The sequence below is a fragment of the Schaalia odontolytica genome (genome assembly GCF_005696695.1).
GTDB classification, from domain to species: Bacteria; Actinomycetota; Actinomycetes; order Actinomycetales; family Actinomycetaceae; genus Pauljensenia; species Pauljensenia odontolytica_C.
This window is the reverse complement of the sequence record NZ_CP040006.1, coordinates 416,729-437,564: the sequence shown is the minus strand read 5'-3', so window position 1 is coordinate 437,564 and position 20,836 is coordinate 416,729. Positions and strand designations below refer to the sequence as shown.

At 64.8% G+C, this 20,836-nt stretch carries 20 protein-coding genes; 10 read left to right on the top strand and 10 right to left on the bottom strand.

What is annotated here, in order from left to right; genetic code table 11:
• Positions 1-23: 23 nt before the first annotated feature.
• From FBF35_RS01855 to FBF35_RS01835, 5 genes are all read right to left on the bottom strand, one after another.
• The gene (locus FBF35_RS01855; RefSeq protein WP_060566329.1) at positions 24-1,757 is read right to left on the bottom strand and encodes an alpha-glucosidase; all 1,734 of its coding nucleotides are present in this window, start codon (positions 1,755-1,757) and stop codon (positions 24-26) included.
• The gene (locus FBF35_RS01850) at positions 1,744-3,315 is read right to left on the bottom strand and encodes a glycoside hydrolase family 66 protein (protein WP_060566328.1); all 1,572 of its coding nucleotides are present in this window, start codon (positions 3,313-3,315) and stop codon (positions 1,744-1,746) included. The genes FBF35_RS01855 and FBF35_RS01850 overlap by 14 nt, the downstream gene beginning before the upstream one ends.
• Positions 3,312-4,157, bottom strand: a complete 846-nt coding sequence (locus FBF35_RS01845; RefSeq protein ID WP_060566327.1) for a carbohydrate ABC transporter permease — start codon at positions 4,155-4,157, stop codon at positions 3,312-3,314. Before FBF35_RS01845 ends, FBF35_RS01850 begins: the two co-directional genes overlap by 4 nt.
• Complete coding sequence (locus FBF35_RS01840) at positions 4,154-5,089, bottom strand: carbohydrate ABC transporter permease (RefSeq protein ID WP_060566326.1); 936 nt, start codon at positions 5,087-5,089, stop codon at positions 4,154-4,156. Before FBF35_RS01840 ends, FBF35_RS01845 begins: the two co-directional genes overlap by 4 nt.
• 67 nt (positions 5,090-5,156) lie before the next feature.
• On the bottom strand, positions 5,157-6,455 hold the full coding sequence (locus FBF35_RS01835; RefSeq protein WP_060566325.1) for an extracellular solute-binding protein: 1,299 nt from the start codon (positions 6,453-6,455) through the stop codon (positions 5,157-5,159).
• A 138-nt stretch (positions 6,456-6,593) separates the two neighbouring features.
• On the opposite strand from FBF35_RS01835, the gene FBF35_RS01830 reads away from it, so the two are divergent.
• Together FBF35_RS01830 and FBF35_RS01825 are read left to right on the top strand one after the other, a co-directional pair.
• The gene (locus FBF35_RS01830; protein WP_241772544.1) at positions 6,594-7,724 is read left to right on the top strand and encodes an ROK family transcriptional regulator; all 1,131 of its coding nucleotides are present in this window, start codon (positions 6,594-6,596) and stop codon (positions 7,722-7,724) included.
• A 341-nt stretch (positions 7,725-8,065) separates the two neighbouring features.
• Positions 8,066-8,269: a hypothetical protein gene (locus tag FBF35_RS01825; protein WP_131726627.1), complete on the top strand. Its 204-nt coding sequence runs from the start codon at positions 8,066-8,068 to the stop codon at positions 8,267-8,269.
• 694 nt (positions 8,270-8,963) lie between these two features.
• On the opposite strand, the gene FBF35_RS01820 is transcribed toward FBF35_RS01825, so the two are convergent.
• On the bottom strand, positions 8,964-10,406 hold the full coding sequence (locus FBF35_RS01820) for a L,D-transpeptidase family protein (RefSeq protein ID WP_060566324.1): 1,443 nt from the start codon (positions 10,404-10,406) through the stop codon (positions 8,964-8,966).
• A 206-nt stretch (positions 10,407-10,612) separates the two neighbouring features.
• On the opposite strand from FBF35_RS01820, the gene FBF35_RS01815 reads away from it, so the two are divergent.
• The 6 genes from FBF35_RS01815 to FBF35_RS01790 all read left to right on the top strand — a co-directional run bounded on the left by FBF35_RS01815 (position 10,613) and on the right by FBF35_RS01790 (position 16,505).
• Positions 10,613-11,935 (top strand): AMP-binding protein, encoded by a 1,323-nt coding sequence (locus FBF35_RS01815; RefSeq protein ID WP_060566323.1) that lies wholly within the window; start codon positions 10,613-10,615, stop codon positions 11,933-11,935.
• A gap of 43 nt (positions 11,936-11,978) precedes the next feature.
• Positions 11,979-12,872 (top strand): 1,4-dihydroxy-2-naphthoate polyprenyltransferase, encoded by an 894-nt coding sequence (locus FBF35_RS01810; RefSeq protein WP_060566322.1) that lies wholly within the window; start codon positions 11,979-11,981, stop codon positions 12,870-12,872.
• Between the two features lie 183 nt (positions 12,873-13,055).
• The gene (locus tag FBF35_RS01805) at positions 13,056-14,708 is read left to right on the top strand and encodes an alpha/beta hydrolase (RefSeq protein ID WP_060566321.1); all 1,653 of its coding nucleotides are present in this window, start codon (positions 13,056-13,058) and stop codon (positions 14,706-14,708) included.
• A gap of 77 nt (positions 14,709-14,785) precedes the next feature.
• A complete protein-coding gene (locus tag FBF35_RS01800) occupies positions 14,786-15,283 on the top strand; it encodes a DUF4853 domain-containing protein (RefSeq protein WP_187348963.1) in 498 nt (165 codons plus the stop codon).
• Positions 15,284-15,387: 104 nt separating this feature from the next.
• Positions 15,388-15,885, top strand: coding sequence for a DUF4853 domain-containing protein (locus FBF35_RS01795; protein ID WP_082632844.1), 498 nt, complete (start codon positions 15,388-15,390; stop codon positions 15,883-15,885).
• Positions 15,882-16,505, top strand: coding sequence for a DUF4853 domain-containing protein (locus tag FBF35_RS01790; RefSeq protein ID WP_241772542.1), 624 nt, complete (start codon positions 15,882-15,884; stop codon positions 16,503-16,505). Before FBF35_RS01795 ends, FBF35_RS01790 begins: the two co-directional genes overlap by 4 nt.
• 77 nt (positions 16,506-16,582) lie before the next feature.
• On the opposite strand, the gene FBF35_RS01785 is transcribed toward FBF35_RS01790, so the two are convergent.
• A complete protein-coding gene (locus FBF35_RS01785) occupies positions 16,583-18,016 on the bottom strand; it encodes an MFS transporter (protein ID WP_060566318.1) in 1,434 nt (477 codons plus the stop codon).
• A 186-nt stretch (positions 18,017-18,202) separates the two neighbouring features.
• Between FBF35_RS01785 and FBF35_RS01780 the strand changes: the two genes are divergently transcribed.
• Positions 18,203-19,108: a ribokinase gene (locus FBF35_RS01780; protein WP_060566317.1), complete on the top strand. Its 906-nt coding sequence runs from the start codon at positions 18,203-18,205 to the stop codon at positions 19,106-19,108.
• Positions 19,109-19,184: 76 nt separating this feature from the next.
• The gene (locus tag FBF35_RS01775; RefSeq protein ID WP_060566316.1) at positions 19,185-19,577 is read left to right on the top strand and encodes a phospholipase; all 393 of its coding nucleotides are present in this window, start codon (positions 19,185-19,187) and stop codon (positions 19,575-19,577) included.
• Positions 19,578-19,657: 80 nt separating this feature from the next.
• Here FBF35_RS01775 and FBF35_RS01770 read toward each other — a convergent pair whose 3' ends face one another.
• The 3 genes from FBF35_RS01770 to FBF35_RS01760 all read right to left on the bottom strand — a co-directional run bounded on the left by FBF35_RS01770 (position 19,658) and on the right by FBF35_RS01760 (position 20,792).
• A complete protein-coding gene (locus tag FBF35_RS01770) occupies positions 19,658-20,326 on the bottom strand; it encodes a histidine phosphatase family protein (protein WP_060566315.1) in 669 nt (222 codons plus the stop codon).
• A gap of 64 nt (positions 20,327-20,390) precedes the next feature.
• Positions 20,391-20,489 (bottom strand): 30S ribosomal protein bS22, encoded by a 99-nt coding sequence (locus FBF35_RS01765; protein WP_003792170.1) that lies wholly within the window; start codon positions 20,487-20,489, stop codon positions 20,391-20,393.
• Positions 20,490-20,573: 84 nt separating this feature from the next.
• The gene (locus FBF35_RS01760) at positions 20,574-20,792 is read right to left on the bottom strand and encodes a helix-turn-helix domain-containing protein (RefSeq protein ID WP_003792089.1); all 219 of its coding nucleotides are present in this window, start codon (positions 20,790-20,792) and stop codon (positions 20,574-20,576) included.
• Positions 20,793-20,836 lie beyond the last annotated feature (44 nt).

The window sequence follows — 20,836 nt, the reverse complement described above, 5'->3', positions numbered from 1 at the left end:
CGCCGATCCCGGGCCTTCGTCGCTCACGCGAGGTAGACGCGCGCCTCCCATTCTCCGAGGCTCTCCGGGATACCCCGGTCCTCCTCGGGCAGGTCGCGGTTGGCCAGGAGGAGGTCCCCACTCACCCCGCGCACGGCCTCGCCGAGGGAGGCCGGCTGGGAGGAGAGGTTGACGAGGATGGTTGCCACGGCCTCGCCGAGCGTGCGCCTATAGGCGAAGATCGCGGGCGAGGGAGTCTCAATGCGCTCAAATGATCCGGCCGCGATAACGGGCAGCCCGTGGCGGATGTCCGCGAGCGCGCGGTAGTACGCGTACACGGAGGACGGGTCGCCGACCTGGGAGGCCGCGTTGATGTCGCGATAGTTCGGGGTGACGCCGATCCACGGGGTGCCCTCCGTAAAGCCCGCATTTTCGCTCGCATCCCACTGGACGGGGGTACGCGCGTTGTCGCGGCCGGTGAAGGCCAGCCCCTTCAGGACCGACTCGGGGCTCTCCCCCGACTCCACGGCCTCGCGGTAGTAGCGCAGCGCCTCGACGTCACGGTAGTCGTCGATGCCCCCGAAGACGCTGTTGGTCATGCCGAGTTCCTCGCCCTGGTACACGTAGGGCGTGCCACGCAGCATGTGCAGGGCGGTGGCCAGGGCCGTTGCCGACTCGTAGCGGCGCGATTCGTCGCCGAAGCGGCTAACGGCCCGCGGTTGGTCGTGATTGTCCAGGTAGAGGCTGTTCCAGCCGACCTCACCCTGGGCCTCCTGCCAGGCGCTCAGGCAGTCTGCGAGCTCGCCGGGCCGCAGCGGGCGCGGGTGAAACTTCCCTGCTTCGAGGCCGAGGTCAACGTGGTCGAATTGGAAGACCATGTCGAGCTCACGCCGGGCCGGGTCTGTGAACAGCAGGACGTTGTCGCGGCGCACGCCGGGGCACTCGCCGACCGTCATGGTGCCCGCGCGGCCATCGAAGACCTCGCGGCGCATCTCGGCGAGGTATTCGTGCAGGTGGGGGCCTTCGGAGAAGTGCGGGAAGCCCTCGCCCCACGCGCGCCCGGGGTAGACGACGCCGTCGGGCAGGCCCGGTTCCTTCGAGATCAGGTTGATGACATCCATGCGGAAGCCGTCGACACCGCGGTCGAGCCACCAGTTCATCATCTCGTAGACGGCCGCGCGAACCTGCGGGTTCTCCCAGTTCAGGTCGGGCTGCTTCCTGTGGAACAGGTGCAGGTAGTACTGTCCCGTGGCCTCGTCCCAGGCCCAGGCCGAGCCGGAGAAGAAGGACCCCCAATTGGTGGGCTCCGCCCCGGCCTCGCCGCCCACGAACCCGGGGCGGGGGTCTCGCCAGATGTACCAGTCGCGCTTCGGGTTCTCCCGCGAGGAGCGCGACTCAACGAACCACGGGTTCTCATCCGAGGAGTGGTTGACGACCAGGTCCATAACGAGGCGCATACCCCGCTCGTGGACACCCTCCAGCAGGCGGTCGAAGTCCGACAGCGTGCCGAACATCGGGTCGATGTCGTAGTAGTCGGCGATGTCGTAGCCGTTGTCCGCCTGCGGAGAGGCATAGATCGGCGAGAGCCACAGAACATCCACGCCCAGGGACTTCAGGTAGTCGAGCTTGGAGCGGATGCCCTCGAGATCGCCGAAGCCGTCGCCGTTGGAGTCTTTGAAAGAACGCGGGTAGATCTGGTAGACGACCGCGCCCTTCCACCACTCGTCGGGGCCCAGGCCGTTGCCTGCGGGGTTCAGCGCATCGTTACAGAAGAACATGGAGCACCTGCCATACGTTGAGGTCGGGGAGGGAAACAACGGCCTGGCCGTCGACGATGCGCACGTCCAGGGGGATCAGAGTCGAACCCGAGTCGGGATCCGCCGCACACACCCGCGGCACGCGCCCGAACAGGGGTTTCAGACGCAGCGTACCGCCTCGCAGCGCGATCACCGGGCGGTGGGGGCCGTCCCATACCGTGTCGGACTGGCCTACGAGGTTGATGAGGTGGACAACCAGGGCGTCGCCTGCGCGGGTGATGCGCCGCCACACGCAGCCCGGGGACGCCTCCCAGCACACGGGCGCCGCATCGAAGGACACATCGATATCCGCGTTGTATGCGCCCACGTACGAGGCCGTCACGTCAACAATCCCGGGGTCCACGAGGATCTCGTCGTTCGCGACGAGGAAGTCGTACCAGCTAGCGAGCATGTCGAGGGTCTCGTCCTCGGCGGGCATGTTGCGCACGTAGTACGGATCGACGAGGAGTCGGCCGTCTTCTCCGGCGAGGAGCTGCGTGGCACCGTGTGAGAAGAGCGTCGCCATCGTCAGGCGCGTCGATGCGTCGGCCACGTCCCGGGCAACCTTGTCGTAGATGGACTGATAGGCCGCCAGGACGACGGGCTTCCCGCCCGCGACGAGCCGCGCCCTCGTTACCACCCGAGCCAGGGCCTCGTACGTGGTGACGGGCTCCCAGGGCTCGATATAGACCGCGTCCTGAGGGGCTGCCGGCGAGGACCAGGTCGGGAAATCGTTGACGTTGTTGAACACGAGCGTCGCGCTGGGCACCGCCTCACGCACCCCTCGGATGAGGGTGTCGAAGGATGAGGCCACGTCGACGATCTCGCCGTCGGGGCGGACAGCCATCTTCGGGTAGCCGTACTGGTCGAGGTGGAAGCCATCGAAGCCGACCTCGCGCGCGGCAGCCGCAACGTCGGCGGCGAAGTGCTCAAGCCAGCGCGGATGGGCGGGATCGACGATGCGCAGGAAGTCAGCGAGCGAGTACGGCTCCCCCACCGCATCCAGCAGGGCCGCATCCTCCCACTGTTCCCACTCGTCATTGCCGACGCCGTACACGGCCGCGTAGCCAATCGACCGCGTGCCCACCGCGCGCAGCGCCTCGATGAGGGCGCGCACGGTCGCCAGGGAAATCGGCTGATCAAGGGCGTCGAGGTACTCCTCTCCCCCGCCCAGCAGGTCAGCGTGCCGATACGCCCAGTCGTAGAACTGAATGCCGGTCAGGTGCAGGCGACGCGCGAAACGGGCCACGGCCTCGGCGTCCTTTCCCGGGCGGAAGGAGGCAACGAAACCGTAGCGCAGCCGATCCGACGCCGAGGCACACACCTGCACGGCGCTCGACGCGCCCGTCGACGGCTGGGCGACACCGTACCCGCCGACGCTCAGTCCTCCCAGTTCGACGAGGCCGGGGCGCTCGCACGGGACCTCGCGCACGGTCTCGCCCAGGTGGGTGACGACGAGGTCGCCCGGGTGGGAGGCTTCGACGAGGACCGCCTGGCCGGGCAGGTAGACGGATTGTGTGGGGAGGAGCAAGGGAGTCATCCTTTCACGGCTCCTGCGGTCAGGCCCGCGACGAAGTGACGCTGGAAGATCAGGTACACAACGATAACGGGGAGGATCGCGATGAGGGACGCGGCAAACACGAGCCCCCACTGCGTGGAGTTTTGCCCGTGGAACAGCTGAATGGCGATCGGGAGGGTGCGTTTCGTTTCCGTCGAAATGACCGTGAGGGCCCAGGCAAACTCATCCCAGGTCGCCAGGAAGGTGAAGATGACGGTCGTCGCCAGCGCGGGCCGGGCCAGCGGCATCGCGAGGCGCCAGTAGCGGGTCCACACGTTCGCGCCGTCGACCTCCATGGCCTCGTCGAGCTCACACGGGATCCCCTCGAAGAAACTGCGCAGCAGGAAGGTGTTGAGCGCCAGGTTTCCCGAGACGTAGAACAGCACGAGGGCCCACAGGTTGTCGATGAGGTGCAGCTGCTTGGTGAGCACGAACTGCGGGATGATCAGCATCATCGAGGGGATCATGAGGCCGAGGAGGAGGGCGCGGAAGAGCCACTCCTTGCCCGGGAAGTCGAAGCGCGCGAACGCGTAGGCCATCATCGAGGAGAGCCACACGGCCAGCACCGTCGAGGTCACGGACACAAACGCTGAGTTCAAGGCGTAGCGGGAAAAATCCTGCGTCGTCCACGCTTGCACGAAGTTGTCGACCGTGCCCGGGTCGGGGATGAACTTCGGGGGCGTCTCCAGGACGTAAGCCTGCGGCTTGAAGGACGTTGACACCATGTAGGCGAAGGGCAGGATCATAACGATCGCCCCCACCGTCAGGACGACGAAGCGCAGCGACGTTCCCGCGGCGCGAATCGTCTTGCGTGACGTGCTCATGCTCCCGCCCTTTCGTCGTCGCGGTTCAGTACTTTGAGCTGAACAATCGAAATGATGAACACGAGGATCGTCAGGACGACGGCGATCGCCGAGCCATACCCGAAGTTGAGGTCGGAGAACGCGAGGCGGTACATGTAGGTCATCAGCACCTCGGTCTGGCCGTTGGGCCCGCCCTTCGTCATGAGCAGCACCGACGTGAAGACGTTGAGGCCACCGATCACCAGCATGACGATGACGAAGACGGTGGCCGGCCAGATCGCCGGAACGGTCACGGCTTTGAAGCGCTGCCACCAGTTCGCCCCATCGACGAGGGCGGCCTCCTCCAGCTCCTTCGGCACCCCCTGGAGGGCGGCAAGGAAGATCATCATCGACCAGCCGATGCCCTTCCACACGCCCAGCGCGCAGATCGCGATCATGGCGGTCCAACGGTTCGACAGCCACGAGGTGTCCCCCGCGCCGAGGTGGGCACTGCCCAACATGTAGTTGATGAGCCCCTGGTCAGCGAACAGGTACTTGAAGAGCAGGGATACGACCACCCAGGACGTGACTACGGGCAGGTAGTAGAGCACCCGAAACAGCGGCTGGAGCGGCGCCTTCGAGCGCAGCAGCATCGCGACGGCGAGGCCGAGGATGATCTGCGGGGGCACCGTCAAAGCCATATAGATCCCGGAGTTTCCCAGCCCCGTCCAAAAGGACGGATCATGGAATGCCTTGACGTAATTGTCCAGGCCAACGAAGTCCGAGTTCGAGCCCTTCACGATGTTCCAGTCGTAAAAGCTCATCTGCCCCGACCGCACCATGGGGTACAGGATGCACAGGGCGAACAGGATCATGCCCGGGGCCAAGAAGAGGTAGGGGGCCACCGGGTTCCTCCGGGAGGAACGCCGACGCGCCCGAGGTGCCACGGCCTCGTGCGCGGTGGGGGTGCTCATGAGTTGTCCTTTCCCGGGCCCAGCCCCGCGCGTGGGGGCCGGGCCCGGTGAGTGGAGCGACGTCGGGTTACTTGGCGGCGCTCAGGAGCGGGTCGATCTGCTGCGCTGCCTTTGTCAGGGCCTCCTTAACCGTCACCTTGCCTTCGAAGGCGGGGGTCAGCTCGGTCTTGAAGATCTCGTCGACCTTCCCAGCATCAGGGATGGAGAGGCGAGACTTCGCTGTCTTGAGCTGCTCGGAGAAGATCTTGGTGCCCGGTGTCGCCTCGGCCTCCTCGGCCGCGTACTCGGCAACGACCGTCATCTGGCCGGCCTTACTCATCGGCAGCTGGAACTCGCGCGACTGGGTGAACTCGAGGAACTTGTACGAGGCCTCGAGATCCTTGGTCTGTTCCGTGATGACGATGGACTCGCCGCCGACGACCGAGATCGATCCGCCCTCGCCGGCGGGAACCTTAGAGTAGGTGGGCTTGAAGTCCGGATACGAGCCCGCCCAGATCTGGTCCATCCACGGGCCGTCGAGGATCGTCGCGTACTCGCCGTTCGGCATGCCGTCCTGGGTCTTGGTCGCGCCCTCGTTGCCGATGATCGCGTTGGGGATCTGCCCCTGCTGGTACAGGTCGACGAGGAACTGGACGCCGGCCACGGACTTATCGGAGTCCAGGTAGCCCGAGGCCTTGGTCTGGTCGGGATCGGAAATGTCGCCGCCCGCGCTCCAGATCCACGGCATGATGTTCCACTGCGAGATGTCCCCGTCGGCGAAGGCGTAGACCGAACCGCCCGCGTCCTTCGCCTTAGCGGCGAGGTCCTTCAGTTCATCGAAAGTCTCAGGGGCCTTGTCGACGCCAAGCTTGGCGAGGGCATCGGGGTTGGAGATGAGCACGCGCGTGTTCGTGTCCAGGGGCAGGCCGTAGTGGTGGCCGTTGTACAGGGTCGTGCCGAGCAGGCCCGGGTAGACCTTGGACGCCAAGGCCTCGTAATTCGGCATGTTGCCGTCGAGCTGCTTGAGGACACCCAGCTTGGCGAACTGCGCGTTCCAACCGAGGTCGGTACGGATCAGGTCGGGCAGCTCCCCGGCCGCGGCGCCGGTCGTGAGCTTCTGCTTGAGGCCGTCGTAGGGCATGTCGACGTACTTGATGGTGATTCCGGGGTTGGCCTTCTCGAAGGCGGGGATGATTTCCTTTTCCAACGCGTCCTTCTGGGCGCTGTTGGAGCCCGCACCGTACGTGCCCCACAGGGTGAGTTCGACGGTCGAGGAGCCGGATCCGGAAGACGATGACTGGTCGGCTGTGTTGCCACCACAGGCTGCAAGCATCGAGGCCGCAGCGAAAAGGGTGACACCGACGGTAAGGAGACGCTTCTGCTTCATTGCACTGTGCACTTTCTCGTGATCGCGACCACCATTGGCCGCTTGCCACTAATTTCACCACGCAAAATTAGTTATGTCAATAAGCTAGGCAAAATTGAAATTTGCATGTACTCTTTCTTTCACCAGAAAGGAATGGTCATGACCTGGCAGCCCAAAGACGAGCTCGCTTCCGCGGTCGCTCTCGAAGTCCTCATCCACGGCCCACTCGGCCGTGCTGAGCTGGCGCGACGCCTCGGCCTGGCCCCCGCGACGCTCACGCGCATCTCGACGGAGCTCATCTCCTCCGGTCTCCTCGCCGAGGTCCCCGAGGCCACCCAGCGAACCTCCGGCCGCCCCACGATCCCCCTCGACGTCGTCCCCTCCTCGCACTACTTCCTCGGCATCAAGCTGACGGACAGTGCCCTCGACGCCACCGTCATCGACTTGAAGGCGACTCCCCGCGACTCCTACCGCATCCCCCTCGAATCCCTCACCCCCATCCGCGTTGTCCGCGCAATCGCGGACCTGGCGCACCTCGCCCGCTCGGCCTACCGCATCGACGCGATCGGCATTGCCGTCGGCGGCATCGTGAACGCTGACGGCGCCGTCGAGTCGGCCCCCTTCCTCAAGTGGAACAACGTTCCACTCGCCTCCCTCGTCTCCGAGGCCACCCACCTGCCTACCTTCGTCGCCAACGACCTGTCCGCCTACACGCAGATCCAGCACTGGTTCGGGTCGGGCACCGGACATTCCAACTTCGCGGTTATCACGGTCGGCGTGGGCGTGGGATACGGATGTGTCGCCAACGGGGCACGCCTGGAGAACGAGGACTCGGGCATCGGCCTCGTCGGCCACTGGCCACTCGATCCACTCGGCCCCATCTGCTCCCAGGGGCACCGAGGCTGCGCGGAGGCCATGCTGACGACGCCCGCGATCTGCCGCGACGCGTCGGCCGCGCTCGGACGTCCGCTCGAGTGGAGCGACGTCATCGCTCTCGCCTCCGACAAACACCCTGCGGTGACGGCGATTTTGGCGGCCTCGGGGCGCGCCCTCGGCAGGCTCATCGGCCTGGTCGCGTCTCTCACGGCTCCGGAACTGGTGATCGTCGGCGGTGAGGGTGTCGCGCTCGCATCGCTGAGCGGCGAGGCTCTGCGGGCCGGCATCGCAGAGGTGCGCGACCCGCGCGCCTCATCGATTCGCGTCACCCTCTCCGATGGCTCCAACGAGGCCTGGTCGCGCGGCGCCGGCGTCATCGCCTTGCAGGGCTTTATCGCATCCCGGGCCGCGTAGCACGTTCCGTCGCGGCGCCGCTTCGGGCCTGCCGGTCGGCCCAGCCACCGCACTGGACTGGTTCTTCCCAACCGGTACGCGCACCTATGGGCACAACACCACTAACAACCACCCCTCAAAACACCCGGTCCACACAACCAGTCCAGGCCACCTCTTCCACAATTTCGCATGCAATTCCCACAGAGCCCACATGCACGACGGCACTAAAACGGCAGAATCTCAACGGTTTGAGTTCATAGCTTGAAATACCTTGAGGGGAATTGCATGCGAAATTGGTCCCCGGCTGATGAGCGGCCGTCGCAAGGACTGCGGACGCACATACACACGCTCACAATGAGAGCATGCAGTGGCTCTTCCGCGAAAAAGTTCTCCCAGCGCAGCCCATCCCACAGCATTTCCACGAAAAAATTCGCCCAGCACGCAACAAAACGCCGATTTTGGGTCATTTCGACCACGCTGGACGAACTTTTTCACGCTCACACCCACACCAGGCCGAGCAGGGCGAACGTTTTCGCGCACAGGGCACGATGACGAGGCAAATTTGAAACCGCCAACACCTTTGCACGCCGCACTGCACACCCCGTTGAAACCGCCATAACCTTTGCTCGCACAAAATAGCTCGAAAAGGACTCTTTATCGCTCGCAATGGTGATGGCGGTTTCATGCCACCGCAAGGAAGCGCCAGCAAAGGTGCTGTCGGTTTCATGGCGAGGCACAAACACACCAGATACGGCCCAAAAAGGCGCACCAATGAGGCGTGGTGGACCGCGAAAGAAAGATCGCTCCTGCATGCGTTGGTGTGGGCCCACCGAGGCAGCACCCCCGCAAAGTTGCACGTAATTCGATTGAAAGAAGTTTCAATAAACGCTGAAAACGTTGCAATTCCAACGAGGCGCATTAAAGATTTGAAACAGTCGCAGGGGAATTACGTGCAAAATTGGTGAGCGTAGGCGGCTGTGTGGGCTGCGGCGCCCATGGGCGACGGCGCGGCCTGGCTACGGCGCCCGTGGGCGGTGGCGGGGCCTGGCCGGGCTTCGAGACGACGCGCCGAGCGAAGCTCGCGGCGCGGACGGCGAGCGGGCGGACCGCCGCCCACTGGCGCACCAAGCAGCCCGGCCCCACAGCAGGATCAGACCACGCCCGGAACACCAGCGGGGCCACAAACACAAACACAAACACAAACACGACAAAGCGGGCCGGAACCCTTCGGTTCCGGCCCGCCCTGATGCTCAGCACTAATCAGTAGTGCACGACCACCGTGTCACCCATGTCGGTCCAGTCGTAGATGAACTTCGCGGCGTCGACGGGCATGTTCACGCAGCCGTGGGAGCCGCCGTAGCCGCTCCAGCCGAAGGAGGAACGCCAGGGGGCGCCGTGCATCGCGTAGCCACCGCTGAAGTAGGTGACCCACGGGACGCCCTCGGTCTCATACTTGGTGCCGTCGGCGTTCTCACCGCGCATGGTCTGCACGTCGTACTTGAGGTACACGTGGAAGGTGCCGACGATGGTGGGTGTCTCGGGGGCACCGGGGACCATGTAGAAGGGGCCGCCGGCGACCTTGCCGCCGACGTAGGCGGTGACGGAGTTGTCGGAGAGGCTGATGTCGACCCACTTCTCACCTTCGGCCGCCTGGTAGACCAGGTTTTCGGTGCCTTCGGCGACCTGCTTGGTTTCGGAGCCGGGCTCGACGTCGTCGTAGTGGAACAGGCCCTCGTACGCCTTGCCGTCGGTCATGGCGGCGACGACGTCCTTGGTGATCTGCTCGGTGTTGTTGGTCTTGAGGCCCTTCTTGCCTTCACGGGCGACGGTCAGAACATTGCCGGAAGAGTCGACGTTGTCGACGCGGTTTTCAGGCTTGACGTCGGTCTTGGCGGCCAGGGCGTTGACCCAGTCGGCGACCTTGACGGCGTTGATGGACGGGTCCTCGAGGCTGCCGTCATCCTTGGTGAGGAATTCGACCCACTTGACCTTGTCGGAGCGCTCGGCGTAGAAGGTGTCGATGCCGTCGGAGATTTCGATGTTCGTCTCGAGGAGGGCGTTGGCCTTCTCGGCGACGGCCTGCGCGTTCTCGGTGGTGACGGAGGGCTCCATCTCGCGCACGCTCACGTCCTGGGTGACGGAGGCGAGGGTGGCGCCCGCCTGCTTGACGGCGGAGGCGACGTCATCGGTGGACACGCCGTTGCCGTTCTGCGCGGGGGTGAAGGTGAAGGATTCGCCGTCTTCGGCAACAACAACCGCAGCGTCCTTCATTTCCGAGGTGAGGGTCGAGTTCGCGGTCGCGGCGAGCTTCTTGATGGATTCCTCACTGACGGTGACGACGGGCTCGACATTACGCTCGGAGAACAGGGCGCTGACGAACGCGGGAAGGGACGTGGAGCCCTTCATGGCGGCATCGGCGGTCTCGTCGGCTTCGACCGTGATGCCTGCTTCGTTGAGCGAGGCCTGGGTGGTCTTGCCTTCGACGGTGAGCGTGACGGTCGCGGCGTCGGCGCGCTCGTTGACGGCGGCGATCACCTGGTCGCGGGTCATGCCCGCGACGGGCGTGCCGGCGACGGTCGTGCCCGGCAGGGCGCGTCCGGAGTAGTTGGCCGCATACACGATGCCGGCGCAGACGACGAGGAGGACGAGGGCGCTCACGACGCCGATCGCCCATCTGGTTTTCAAGGAAAGTTTTTTGAGCATCGTTTTCTATCGTATAACCTCATGCATGCCCGCGCGAAAATTCCGTTGAATTTTCAGCTGCGTTATCTGCCACAGGGAAATAGGCGCAATCTCGCCGTTTCAACCGACAAACGTGATTATTGCCGCGACTCCCTTCACCACCTGCGAGAACGCAAGCCTTTATCCTGGTTGTATATGCGTTCGCCGTCGACTTTGGGAGGCTCATCATGGCTGCGCCGCGACTTCTTGTTGTGCCCGGAGGCACCGCTATTGGCGCTGTCGCCCTGGCGAATGCGTCGATCCACAAGCTCGTTGAGCTGTACGAGGAGCGCCAGGCGGACCCCAATCATCCGGCGCCGCACACGGTTGTCGTCCTGCGCGCCCCGGAGGATGTGCCCCCGGCGACGCTGCGCGGCTCCGCGGTGACGCCCGAGGAGGCTTTCCCGGAGGATCGCTACCCCGGCCTCGCCGAGGCGATCAACGCGGACCCGAATTTCTTCGACGGTATTGACCTGGTCGTCCCGACGTCGGGGTCGAGCGCGGGCAGCCCGCGCCTCGTTGGCCTGTCGATCGAGGCGCTCATGGCCTCGGCGAAGGCGACCGAGCTGGCCCTGGATGGCCCGGGACGTTGGATCCTGGCGATGCCGGCGCACCACATCGCGGGCGCGATGACCCTGCTGCGCGCGGCCGTCGCGGAGACGAACCCGCAGATCGTCGACACCTCCGAGGGATTTGACCCCCGCGCTCTCCTGCCTGCGATTCAGGGCGCCACACAGGACGACATGCCCGGCTACCTGTCGCTCGTGCCCACCCAGCTCGCCCAGTGCCTCGACGCTGGCGAGGAGGTCGTGGGCCCGATGCGCTCGCTGGCGGCGATCCTCGTGGGTGGGGCGGCGACCAACCAGCAGTTGCTCGCACGCGCCACCGAGGCTGGCCTGAAGGTGCGCCTTACCTACGGCATGACGGAGACGGCGGGCGGCTGCGTGTACGACGGCAAGCCCCTGCCGGGCACGTCGGTGCGCGCGGTGGATTGGGACGGGCGCACGCGCCTGGCGATCCACGGCCCGACGCTCATGACGCGCTACCTGGACGCGGAGAGTCCCTTCTTCGACGAGGGCGGCCACCGTTGGCTGCTCACCGGGGACCTGGGCATTATCCGGGCTTCGGGGACGGTGGAGGTGCGCGGCCGCGCGGACGACGTGATCGTCTCGGGCGGCCTGTCGATCGCGCCGGGGCCGGTGCGCCGCGCGGTGCGTTCCTTCGAGGGCGTGTCGGACGCGTGGATTTTGGGCACCCCGGACGAGAAGTGGGGCCACGTGGTGACCGCGCTCGTGGTTGTTGATCAGATGCCGTCGGATTCGCTGGAGATGGCGGAGCTCGGCTCGGCGATTCGCGAGCACGCGGCGGCGCACATCGGGCGCGCGCAGGCTCCTCGCCGGATTGTGGCCGTCGAGTCCCTCCCCTACCTGGGCTTCGACAAGATCGATCGCGCCGCCGCCGCGCAGGCTGCGGCCGAGGCCTCGGGCACCGAGCGGGAGTGGGTGCGCTAACCCGCTGCCCGGACCCGCGCCCGCTCCAACTACACTGGTGGGCATGGCTTCCGTTTCTGACTGGATTGAAGGCGCTCGCCTGCGCACCCTCCCTGCCGCCGCCGCGCCCGTGATTGTGGGGTCTGCGGCCGCGCACTACCTGGGGGGTTTCAGCGCGGCGCGCGCTGCCCTGGCGCTGCTGGTGGCGCTGGCCCTGCAGGTGGGGGTCAATTACGCGAACGACTATTCGGATGGCATTCGCGGCACGGACGACAACCGCAAGGGGCCTGCGCGCCTGACGGGCGGCGGCCTCGCCAAGCCGAAGACAGTCCTGGCGGCCGCGCTGGGGTCGTTCGCGGTGGCCGGGGTCGCGGGCCTCGCCCTGGTTGCCGTGTCGGGCACCTGGTGGCTGATCGCTGCGGGTGCCGCGGCGGTCGTGGCCGCGTGGTTCTACACGGGCGGTAAGCACCCATATGCGTACATGGGCATCGGCCTGTCCGAGCTGATGGTCTTCGTGTTCTTCGGCCTCCTCGCGTGCGTGGGCACGGCGTGGACGCAGGTGCAGTCGGCTCCGTGGTGGCTGTGGATGAGCGCGTCGGCGCTGGGCCTGCTATCGGTGGCGCTGCTGATGGCCAATAACATCCGAGATATTCCGACGGACCGCGAGTCAGGCAAGATGACGGCGGCCGTGCGCCTGGGCGAACGCCCGTCGCGCTGGGCGTTTGCGGCGTGCGCGTGGCTTCCCGTCGCGTTGATCATCGTGCTGGGCATCGCGGTCCGACTGCACCCCCTGGCGACGATCGCGCTGGGCGTGGGCGCGGGAGCGTGGGCGGCCGGCGTGAGCCTCCCGGTCCTTACCGGCGCCTCGGGCCGCGACCTCATCACGGTGCTGCGCAACACGGGGTTCTTCACCCTGGCGTGGGCGCTGTTGGCTGCACTCGCACTGGTCCTCTCCTAGGAACGAGGCCGGGGTCCCGCCGTTCACAAGTCCTCCCCGAGTAGTGAAAAACGACCACCTGTCAGATAGGATGACCTACAACACTACTCACCGTTTAGCGGAGGCCACGATGAGCAATGATTCCTACACGCCGGGCGTGCACGCCCCCATGGGCACGGTCGCCCTGGGTTCGGTGATCCAGCCATGAACTGGGCAGACATTCAGCAATGGGAGTCGGCGCCGCTTCAACGTTACGCGGTCAGTTGTGAGCACAAGCAGCGCCAAATGCAGTCAGCAGCTGATTTTCTTGCGACCAATGTCGGAGGCCTGATCAGCTCTGGACAAACCGCTCAGGCGGCGCAGGAAGCCTTAAACAAGCAGCTTTCAGCCATCGAACTGAAAGTGAATAACCTGATCAGCATTGCCGAGATCTGCAGCGCTGGAGCACAGGGAATCAACGAGGTTCGAGCGAACGTTGAGGATGCTCTGCAACTGGCTAACACATGGCACATGACCATCGATTCAGTTGGCAACGTGTCAATAGATAGGGGTCAAGTCAAGCAGCTCATGAAGGAAGGGCACGGCTTCGATGAAATTCCGCAGATGGTGGAGCGGATACAGCGGCGAGTAAACAAAGCACTGAAGCAAGCTCAGGATCTCGTCGACTCTCTCTCGCAGAAGATCTCATCCCTGAGCGCAGGGACGTTCGATAATGGTGTGAATTACTCCGCCAGACTCAAGGCACCTCCCACGCTTCCCCCTGCCGGAGCCTCTGCACAGGAAGTCGCATCCTGGTGGAGTTCCCTGTCCGACGACGACAAGCAGTGGATGATCAACCATCATCCGGACGTCATCGGCAACCTCGAGGGCGTCGACTACACGTCGCGCAATCAAGCAAATCGCATCATGCTGCCCATCCGCCGCAAGGAAGTTACGAGAGAAGCAGCACGCTACGAACAGACTCTCGGTCCTAACCCAACAGAGGAGCAACGCGCGGAGATGGATCGACTCCGCAATCGTGTTCACGCAATTAGGCAGATCGAAAATACGCTGGCGAAGGAGGACAGCGACGGGGTACCCCGCTACCTCATGTCCCTCGACACCTCCGGAGCGAATGTCCTCGCGGCAATTTCCCAGAATAACCCCGACGATGCCGACCACATCGGCGTGATCGTCCCCGGTATGACGACCAGCGTCGCAGGTAACAGTGAAGGTGGCTCTATCCTCGATTACGACGGTCACGCTACGGTCATGCGAGAAGCAGCGAAAGACGCAGCAAATCCTGGCGAAAAGGTCGCGATGGTCGAGTTCTTTGGATACGACGCTCCCCCATCTGTGGTGGAAGCATCAAATACCGTGATGGCCACCTTTGGCGCACACAAGCTCGCCAGTTTCCTGAACGGCATCGACGCAGTGCGCGAGCACGGGGCCGGCGACGCACACATCACTGTCGCCAGCCACTCCTACGGCTCAACCACCGCTGGTATAGCGGCAACGCTTGTCGGCGACGGCGTCATCGACGACCTGGTTCAATTCGGCTCGCCCGGCTCGGGTGTCCAGAACGTGGGCGAGTTCCACGTTCCCGAAGGACACATGTACGTCAGTGCAGCCCCTTATGTGAACGACATGGTCCAAGGTGTCGGCCCAGACGTAATGTTTGGAAAGAACCCCACAGAAATGGACGGGTACAAGCATCTCTCGGGCGATGTCGGCCCCATCGTATGGAAAAAAGTACCTGGGTACGACTGGGATGTTCGCTATCCAGACCCATTCGGTCTACATAGCGCTTATTTCAAGAAAGGTACCGAGGCGAATAAGCACATTGCTAGCGTCATCGGAGGGAATCCGAAGGTATGAGAAAGCTCGTCGCGATCCCTCTCACGTTTTTGTCACTCATCTTGTGCGCAGCATGTGCACCGTTTTTTGGAGGACTCATGCAGTCACCCGCCCCCCAGGTAAAGTCCGTCGAGGCTTTCCAGCGCGACCTCGAGCCCACCATCATTGCCGCGCGCAACGAGCTCGTCACCGCCGAGAACTTCATTGCCTACGTAAACGGAGACTTCATCGACAGTTTCAGGTCCGCCGAGGGCCCGCAGTATTCCGTCCACACTCGCCTGTATTACTTTAGCGACCTGGATACGGACCATATCCGCGACACCTACAACAAGCACCTCCTCCCCCTCGGATTCGAGCTAACCGAGGAACGATGGACCTCCAACGGGGTGGATATTGTCCAGCTCCTCTGGACCAACGAGGAGTACCACGCTGCCGTAGTGTCAACGTCACGTCTCGGCGAGCAAACCTCTACCCGCTACTACACGGTCGGCACCCCCTCGGACGGATCCAACGGTGATCCCATGAAGATGATCAACCAGCCCGGGCGCACCCCCGACTGGTTCGACCCCAACCTCCCTCCAGCAGATCAGAAATGACACAGCAGGCACCGGCACACCGACGAGCACGACCTCTCACCTTCCTCGCCTGCGCCCTCCTGGCGCTGTGCACGGCCTCGTGCGCACCGTTTTTTGGAGGATCCATGAGTCCGCTTAGCCCCCAGGTTAAATCCGTCGAGGCTTTCCAACGTGACCTCGAGCCCACCATCATCGCCGCCCGCAACGAGCTCGTCACAGCCGAGAACTTCATGGCGTACAAGAACAACTACTCCATCGCTCGCTACATGGAGGACGGAAAGACCCTATATTCCTTCCATTCGCGTATGTTCTTCTTTACCGAGCTGGACACCGACCTCATCCGCGACACCTACAGCGCACGTCTCCTCCCCCTCGGATTCGAGCTATCCGAAGACCGCTGGACGTCCAACGGAGTTGAGATCGTTGACTACCTATGGATCAACGAGGAGTACCAGGCCGTCGTCTCGGCGACGACACGGCTCGGTGAGCAAACCTCCACCTACTACTACACACAGGGCACACCCTCGGATGGATCCAACGGTGATCCCAAGCAGCTGATCGACCAGCCCGGGCGCATCCCCGACTGGTTTGACCCCAACCTTCCGCCCTCAGGACAGGGATGATGCAACGAGCAACCGATCTCCGGGGAGCACGTCCTCTCGCGTTCCTCGCCTGCGCCCTCCTGGCGCTGTGCACGGCCTCGTGCGCGGAGTACTTCGGTGGTACTCCGGGGATGAATCCATGGCATGCTGAGCAGCTTCAGCAGGCAGGACAGATGCACTCCATCGAGGACTTTGGACGCGATATCGAGCCGACCCTGATCCAGGTACGCAACGAGCTCATCAACGAGAACAACTTTGAGCTGCGCCATGGAGAAGATGGGATTTCCAGCCAACCAACGGGAGATCAAACACTCTACATCCTCAATTCCCCAACCATTTATTTTCTTGAAGACAATGTCGACAAGGTACGGACGGCGTTTGAAAGTCATCTGATCCCTCTCGGCTTCACCGTCACGGTGGACGAACAAATGACAGACAACGAAGGAAAATTAACTTGGATCATCGCACGGAACCCCACCTACGGGATTAGCGCCAGCGCCTACATCCGTGACTCCAAGCGTTCTTCCTTCGACTACGGGACCGAATTGCTCAGCTCCGATGGATCAACGGACGACCCTCAGCAGCTCGCCGACATCCCGGGCCGCCGGCCCGACTGGCTCATCCCTACCCCCACGACCTGACAGGCATCACGACCACGCGTGCTCGCGCTGCTCCTGTCCTAAAAACGAGGCCGGTGCTGCTCTGCGCTCCCCTGCCGTCAGCGCCCGCGGCGGTACAGGTATTCGTGCAGCCAGTCGCCGGCGATGCCGGTCGCTGCCGCGACGACGCAGATGAGGGCTATGGCCCGGAAGGCACCCGAGGCGAGCATCGGCGTGAACACGCCGATGCCGATCGCGGCACTGCCCTGCATGGCGAGGTCGTTCATGGCGACGGCGCGCCCGTTCTGGCCCGGAGCGACGGTCGCGAACACGGTGTCGTAGATGGGCGTGAACAGGGCGCCGAAGCCCGCGTAGATGAAGCACATGGCGGCGGTGATGACCCACGGGCCCATGCTCATGCACAGCGCGATAAGGACGGTACCCGTGAGGATGAGGCTGACGCACGCGCGCACGGTACGGCCGCGCCCGATGCGCGACATGGCTGCGCCCGACGTCATGGCGGTGGCCAGGGCGACGCAGTAGGCGGGCAGCAGGCGCACGGAGACCTGCGCGGGCGTGAGCCCGTAGTTGGCGGCGCCGATGCCGTTCATGAGGGGCGCGACCGTGAAGTTCATGCAGTAGACGATCAGGATGAGGCTGATCGAGCGCGCCCACGGCACGTTCGTGAAGAAGGAACGCGTAATGAAGGGGGCGCGCGCACGCCCGATGTAGCGCCAGAAGAGGAAGCCGCCGAGGATGAGGCCCGCGATGAGCCACCAGTGCGGGTTCGCGGCGACCAGGGTGAGCAGCAGGGCCAGGGAGGAGAAAATCGCGAGGCCGACAACGTCGACGCGCCCGGCGCGGGCGCGCGCGGGGACGCGACGCCCCATGATCGGCAAGCAGGCGAGGCCACCCAGGGGAATGAGGAGGAGCAGAGCCCAGTTGATGTCGGCGAGGATACCGCCGGCCAGCATGCCGATTGCGGTGCCGCCCTGGAAGGCCGCGCACATGAGGCCGACGTAGAGGCCTCGTTTCTTCGGGTCACGGATGGCAGTCGCAAGGATCATGTACGCGGAGGCGGCGGCCTGGTACCCCAGTGTCTGGAGGGCGCGGGCGACGATGACGCCGGCCAGCGACGAGGAGAAGACGAAGCCGAGCAGGGACCCCGCGACGATCAGCGCGATCCCCACATCGACGATGCGGCGCAGCGGGATGAAGTCTCCGAGGGTTCCGTACAGGAAGCAGGCGACGCCGAGGACGATGCCAGGGATCGCGGTGATGAGGCCGGAGGCATCCCCCGCGCCGATGTCCTGGGCGACGCGCAGGTAGACCAGGTTGAACCCCTGGAGGGAGACCGTCCCGAGCGCGTAGATGCCGAGAAGCGGCAGGAGCACGCGCGCGGGTCCGTCCGCGTATTCGCCGTCCGTGGCAACGGTGCGCAAGTTGACCGCGGTGGCCGAGGCCGTCCCTCGGATGACCTGCGAGGGGACGGTGGCGACGCGGCAGGTGGGTCCTGCCGCTCGCGAGGAGATGAAGAATCGGAGCGTGCGCACGGCGATTAGTTCACCACAAATCAACCGTTTAGCAGTATTGCAGGAAACTAGTGCGCAAATGAAGCTCAACTTAACACCCTGATTGCTGGCCTCTCCCCCACGTGCGCGCCCGCCCATCAGGGCTCAAAGTCGCCACTGCCCCACCCCTGACGTGGCACAATGAATCATCCCTCGCAAAGGAGCACCATGTCTCGCGTCATCGTTGTCGGTTCCATCAACCAGGACGTCACGGTCACCGTCGACCGTTTCCCGAAGCCCGGCGAAACGCTCTCGGGCACCTCGCTCACCTACGGCCTCGGCGGTAAGGGCGCGAACCAGGCGGCCGCCGCCGCACATTCGGGGGTCCCCGTCTTCTTCGTGGGTGCGGTCGGTGCGGATCCCTCGGGTCAGCGCCTGCGCGCGGAGCTGGCGTCTCACGGCGTGGACGTCACCCACCTGCGCGAGGTCGACGGACCCTCCGGGACCGCGCTCATCACTGTCGCCTCCTCGGGTGAGAACACGATCATCCTCGACGCCGGGGCGAACGCGACCGTGACCGTCGAGCCCGCCAAGGCCTCGTTGTTCCCCGCCCCCGCCGACATCGTCGTCCTCCAGGCCGAAATCCCTGCCGAGGCCAACGCCGAAGCCCTCGCGTGGGCGCACTCGTTCGGCGCACGCATCCTGCTCAACCTGGCCCCCGCCCGCCCCACCGACGCCGCATTCATGGCGCGCGTCGACGTTCTCATCGTCAACGAGACGGAGGCAGGCCTGACGCTGGGCATGCCCGCCCCCGCCGGCCCCACCGAGGCGATCGGAGTCGCGCGGGCGCTGCGAGGCCTCGGCCCCAAGCACGTCATGGTGACGCTCGGCGCGGACGGGGCGGCGTGGGCATCGGGCAGCGAGGCCGGGCACTGCCCCGCCCTCACCCTCGGCGAGGCCGTGGACACCACGGGCGCCGGGGACGCGTGCGTGGGCGCGCTGGCGGCCGCCATGGCCCTCGGCAAGCCTTTCGCCGAGGCCGTGGCCGACGGAATCCGTGCCGGGTCGACGGCGGTCCTCGCGCCGGGCGCCGCCCCCTCGTACGCGAACCTCCCCCGCGTCACGCGTGCCTGAACGCCGCGCGGCTCCTCCGATTGCTCCGGGAGTGAACGCGCCAGCGTGAGACGGCCCACGCCCCTATGCTAGGGGCATGGCCAGGATCGTCTTCGTCGTCGCAATGCTCGCAGTCACCATCTACGCTGCCGCCGACTGGCACCGCACGCCCGAAGACGAGATGCCCGGAAAGATCGCCAAGCCCATCTGGCTGATGATCATCCTCTTCACCGCGACGATCGCCGCCATCGGCCCCATCGCCTGGCTCGTCCTGCGGTGGGTATCGCGCGCGGAAAAGAAGCAGACCCGAGCGCCCGAGGCCCCCAAGCGCCCCTCCGCCCCCGACGACGACCCGGAGTTCCTGTTCCGTCTCGAGCGCGACATCCAGCGCAAGCGCCGCGAGGAGGAGCGCCGCGCGCAGGAACAGCGTCAGCACTCCGAGGAAGAGGGGACCGACCCCGCCGAGGATTCCGGCGACGAGGCCAACTGAGCGACGCTCACGCCATCTACCGCGGGTTCCACCCTGCTGCGGCGCGACACGGCGTTGCGAGCGCTACCGCAACGGTCACGTCAGCGGCGCAAGTCTGCCTGCGAGTCCCCCGGCGTCATATCCTTCGCCATCGCAACCAGGTCAGCCGCGGGCTCCGCGTAGGACGTACCCACGAGCGTCGCACCCGAGAAAATAAACGAGGTGATCGACGCAAGCGCACAGTGGCGCGACTTCGGCGCGTGCGCCAACGGCTGACCGTTCACGAAGCGCGTCAGCGTCACGATCGGATTCTGATGGGACACGACAAGCGCCTCACGCCCCCGGGCCTCGCGCAGCGCCGAGGACAGGGCCGCGCTCATACGCGACGCGATATCCCGATAGGGCTCGCCCCACGAGGGACGCAGCGGGTTGCAGTAGTACTTGAAGTACTTCGGGTTCGCCAGCATCGCGCGGTTGGTGTTCACCGGCAGCCCCTCAAAGACGTTATCCGACTCGATGAGGCGCGGATCCGACTGAATGCTCAGGTCGTACGCGGCCGCCGTCGGAGCCGCCGTCAACTGCGCACGCAGCAGCGGCGACGAAATCACGCGAGCAATATCCGCACCCGAATCCACCAGATACTCGGCGGCGCGGGCAGCCATCGCATGCCCCAGCTCCGTCAGCCCAAAACCGGGCAGCCGCCCGTACAAAACACCGTCGGGATTGTCCACCTCGCCGTGGCGCATAACGTGAATAATGGTGCGGTCCATGACACCCAAGTATAGGGCCCCGAATACACGAGAGGCCCGACCAAAAGGTCGGGCCTCCGCTCGCTCACTTCTTGTTGCGACGCTGGTGACGCGTCTTGCGCAGGAGCTTGCGGTGCTTCTTCTTCGCCATGCGCTTGCGGCGCTTCTTGATGACGGAGCCCATGGGGTTCCTCCCTCGTAGTGTGTGCGGCAGAGGTACTACCGCTGATGGATGATGGGTGCCCGAGCCGGGCACATCGTGCCTATACTACCCGCCAATGACGCGAGCCTGGTCACCAGAGTGATCCGCCATACCGGCCTGGATCATCTGGGCGACCGCGGCCTCCGGGACTCGGAAGCTCTTTCCGACGCGAATCGCGGGCATTTCGCCACTGTGAATCAAGCGGTACACAGTCATCTTAGAGACGCGCATGATGTCCGCCACTTCCGTGACAGTCATAAAGCGCGGCGCCGACTGCTGTTCCATTAATGACTCCCAGATATGCTCGCGAGGCGCGCTAAACCCGATTC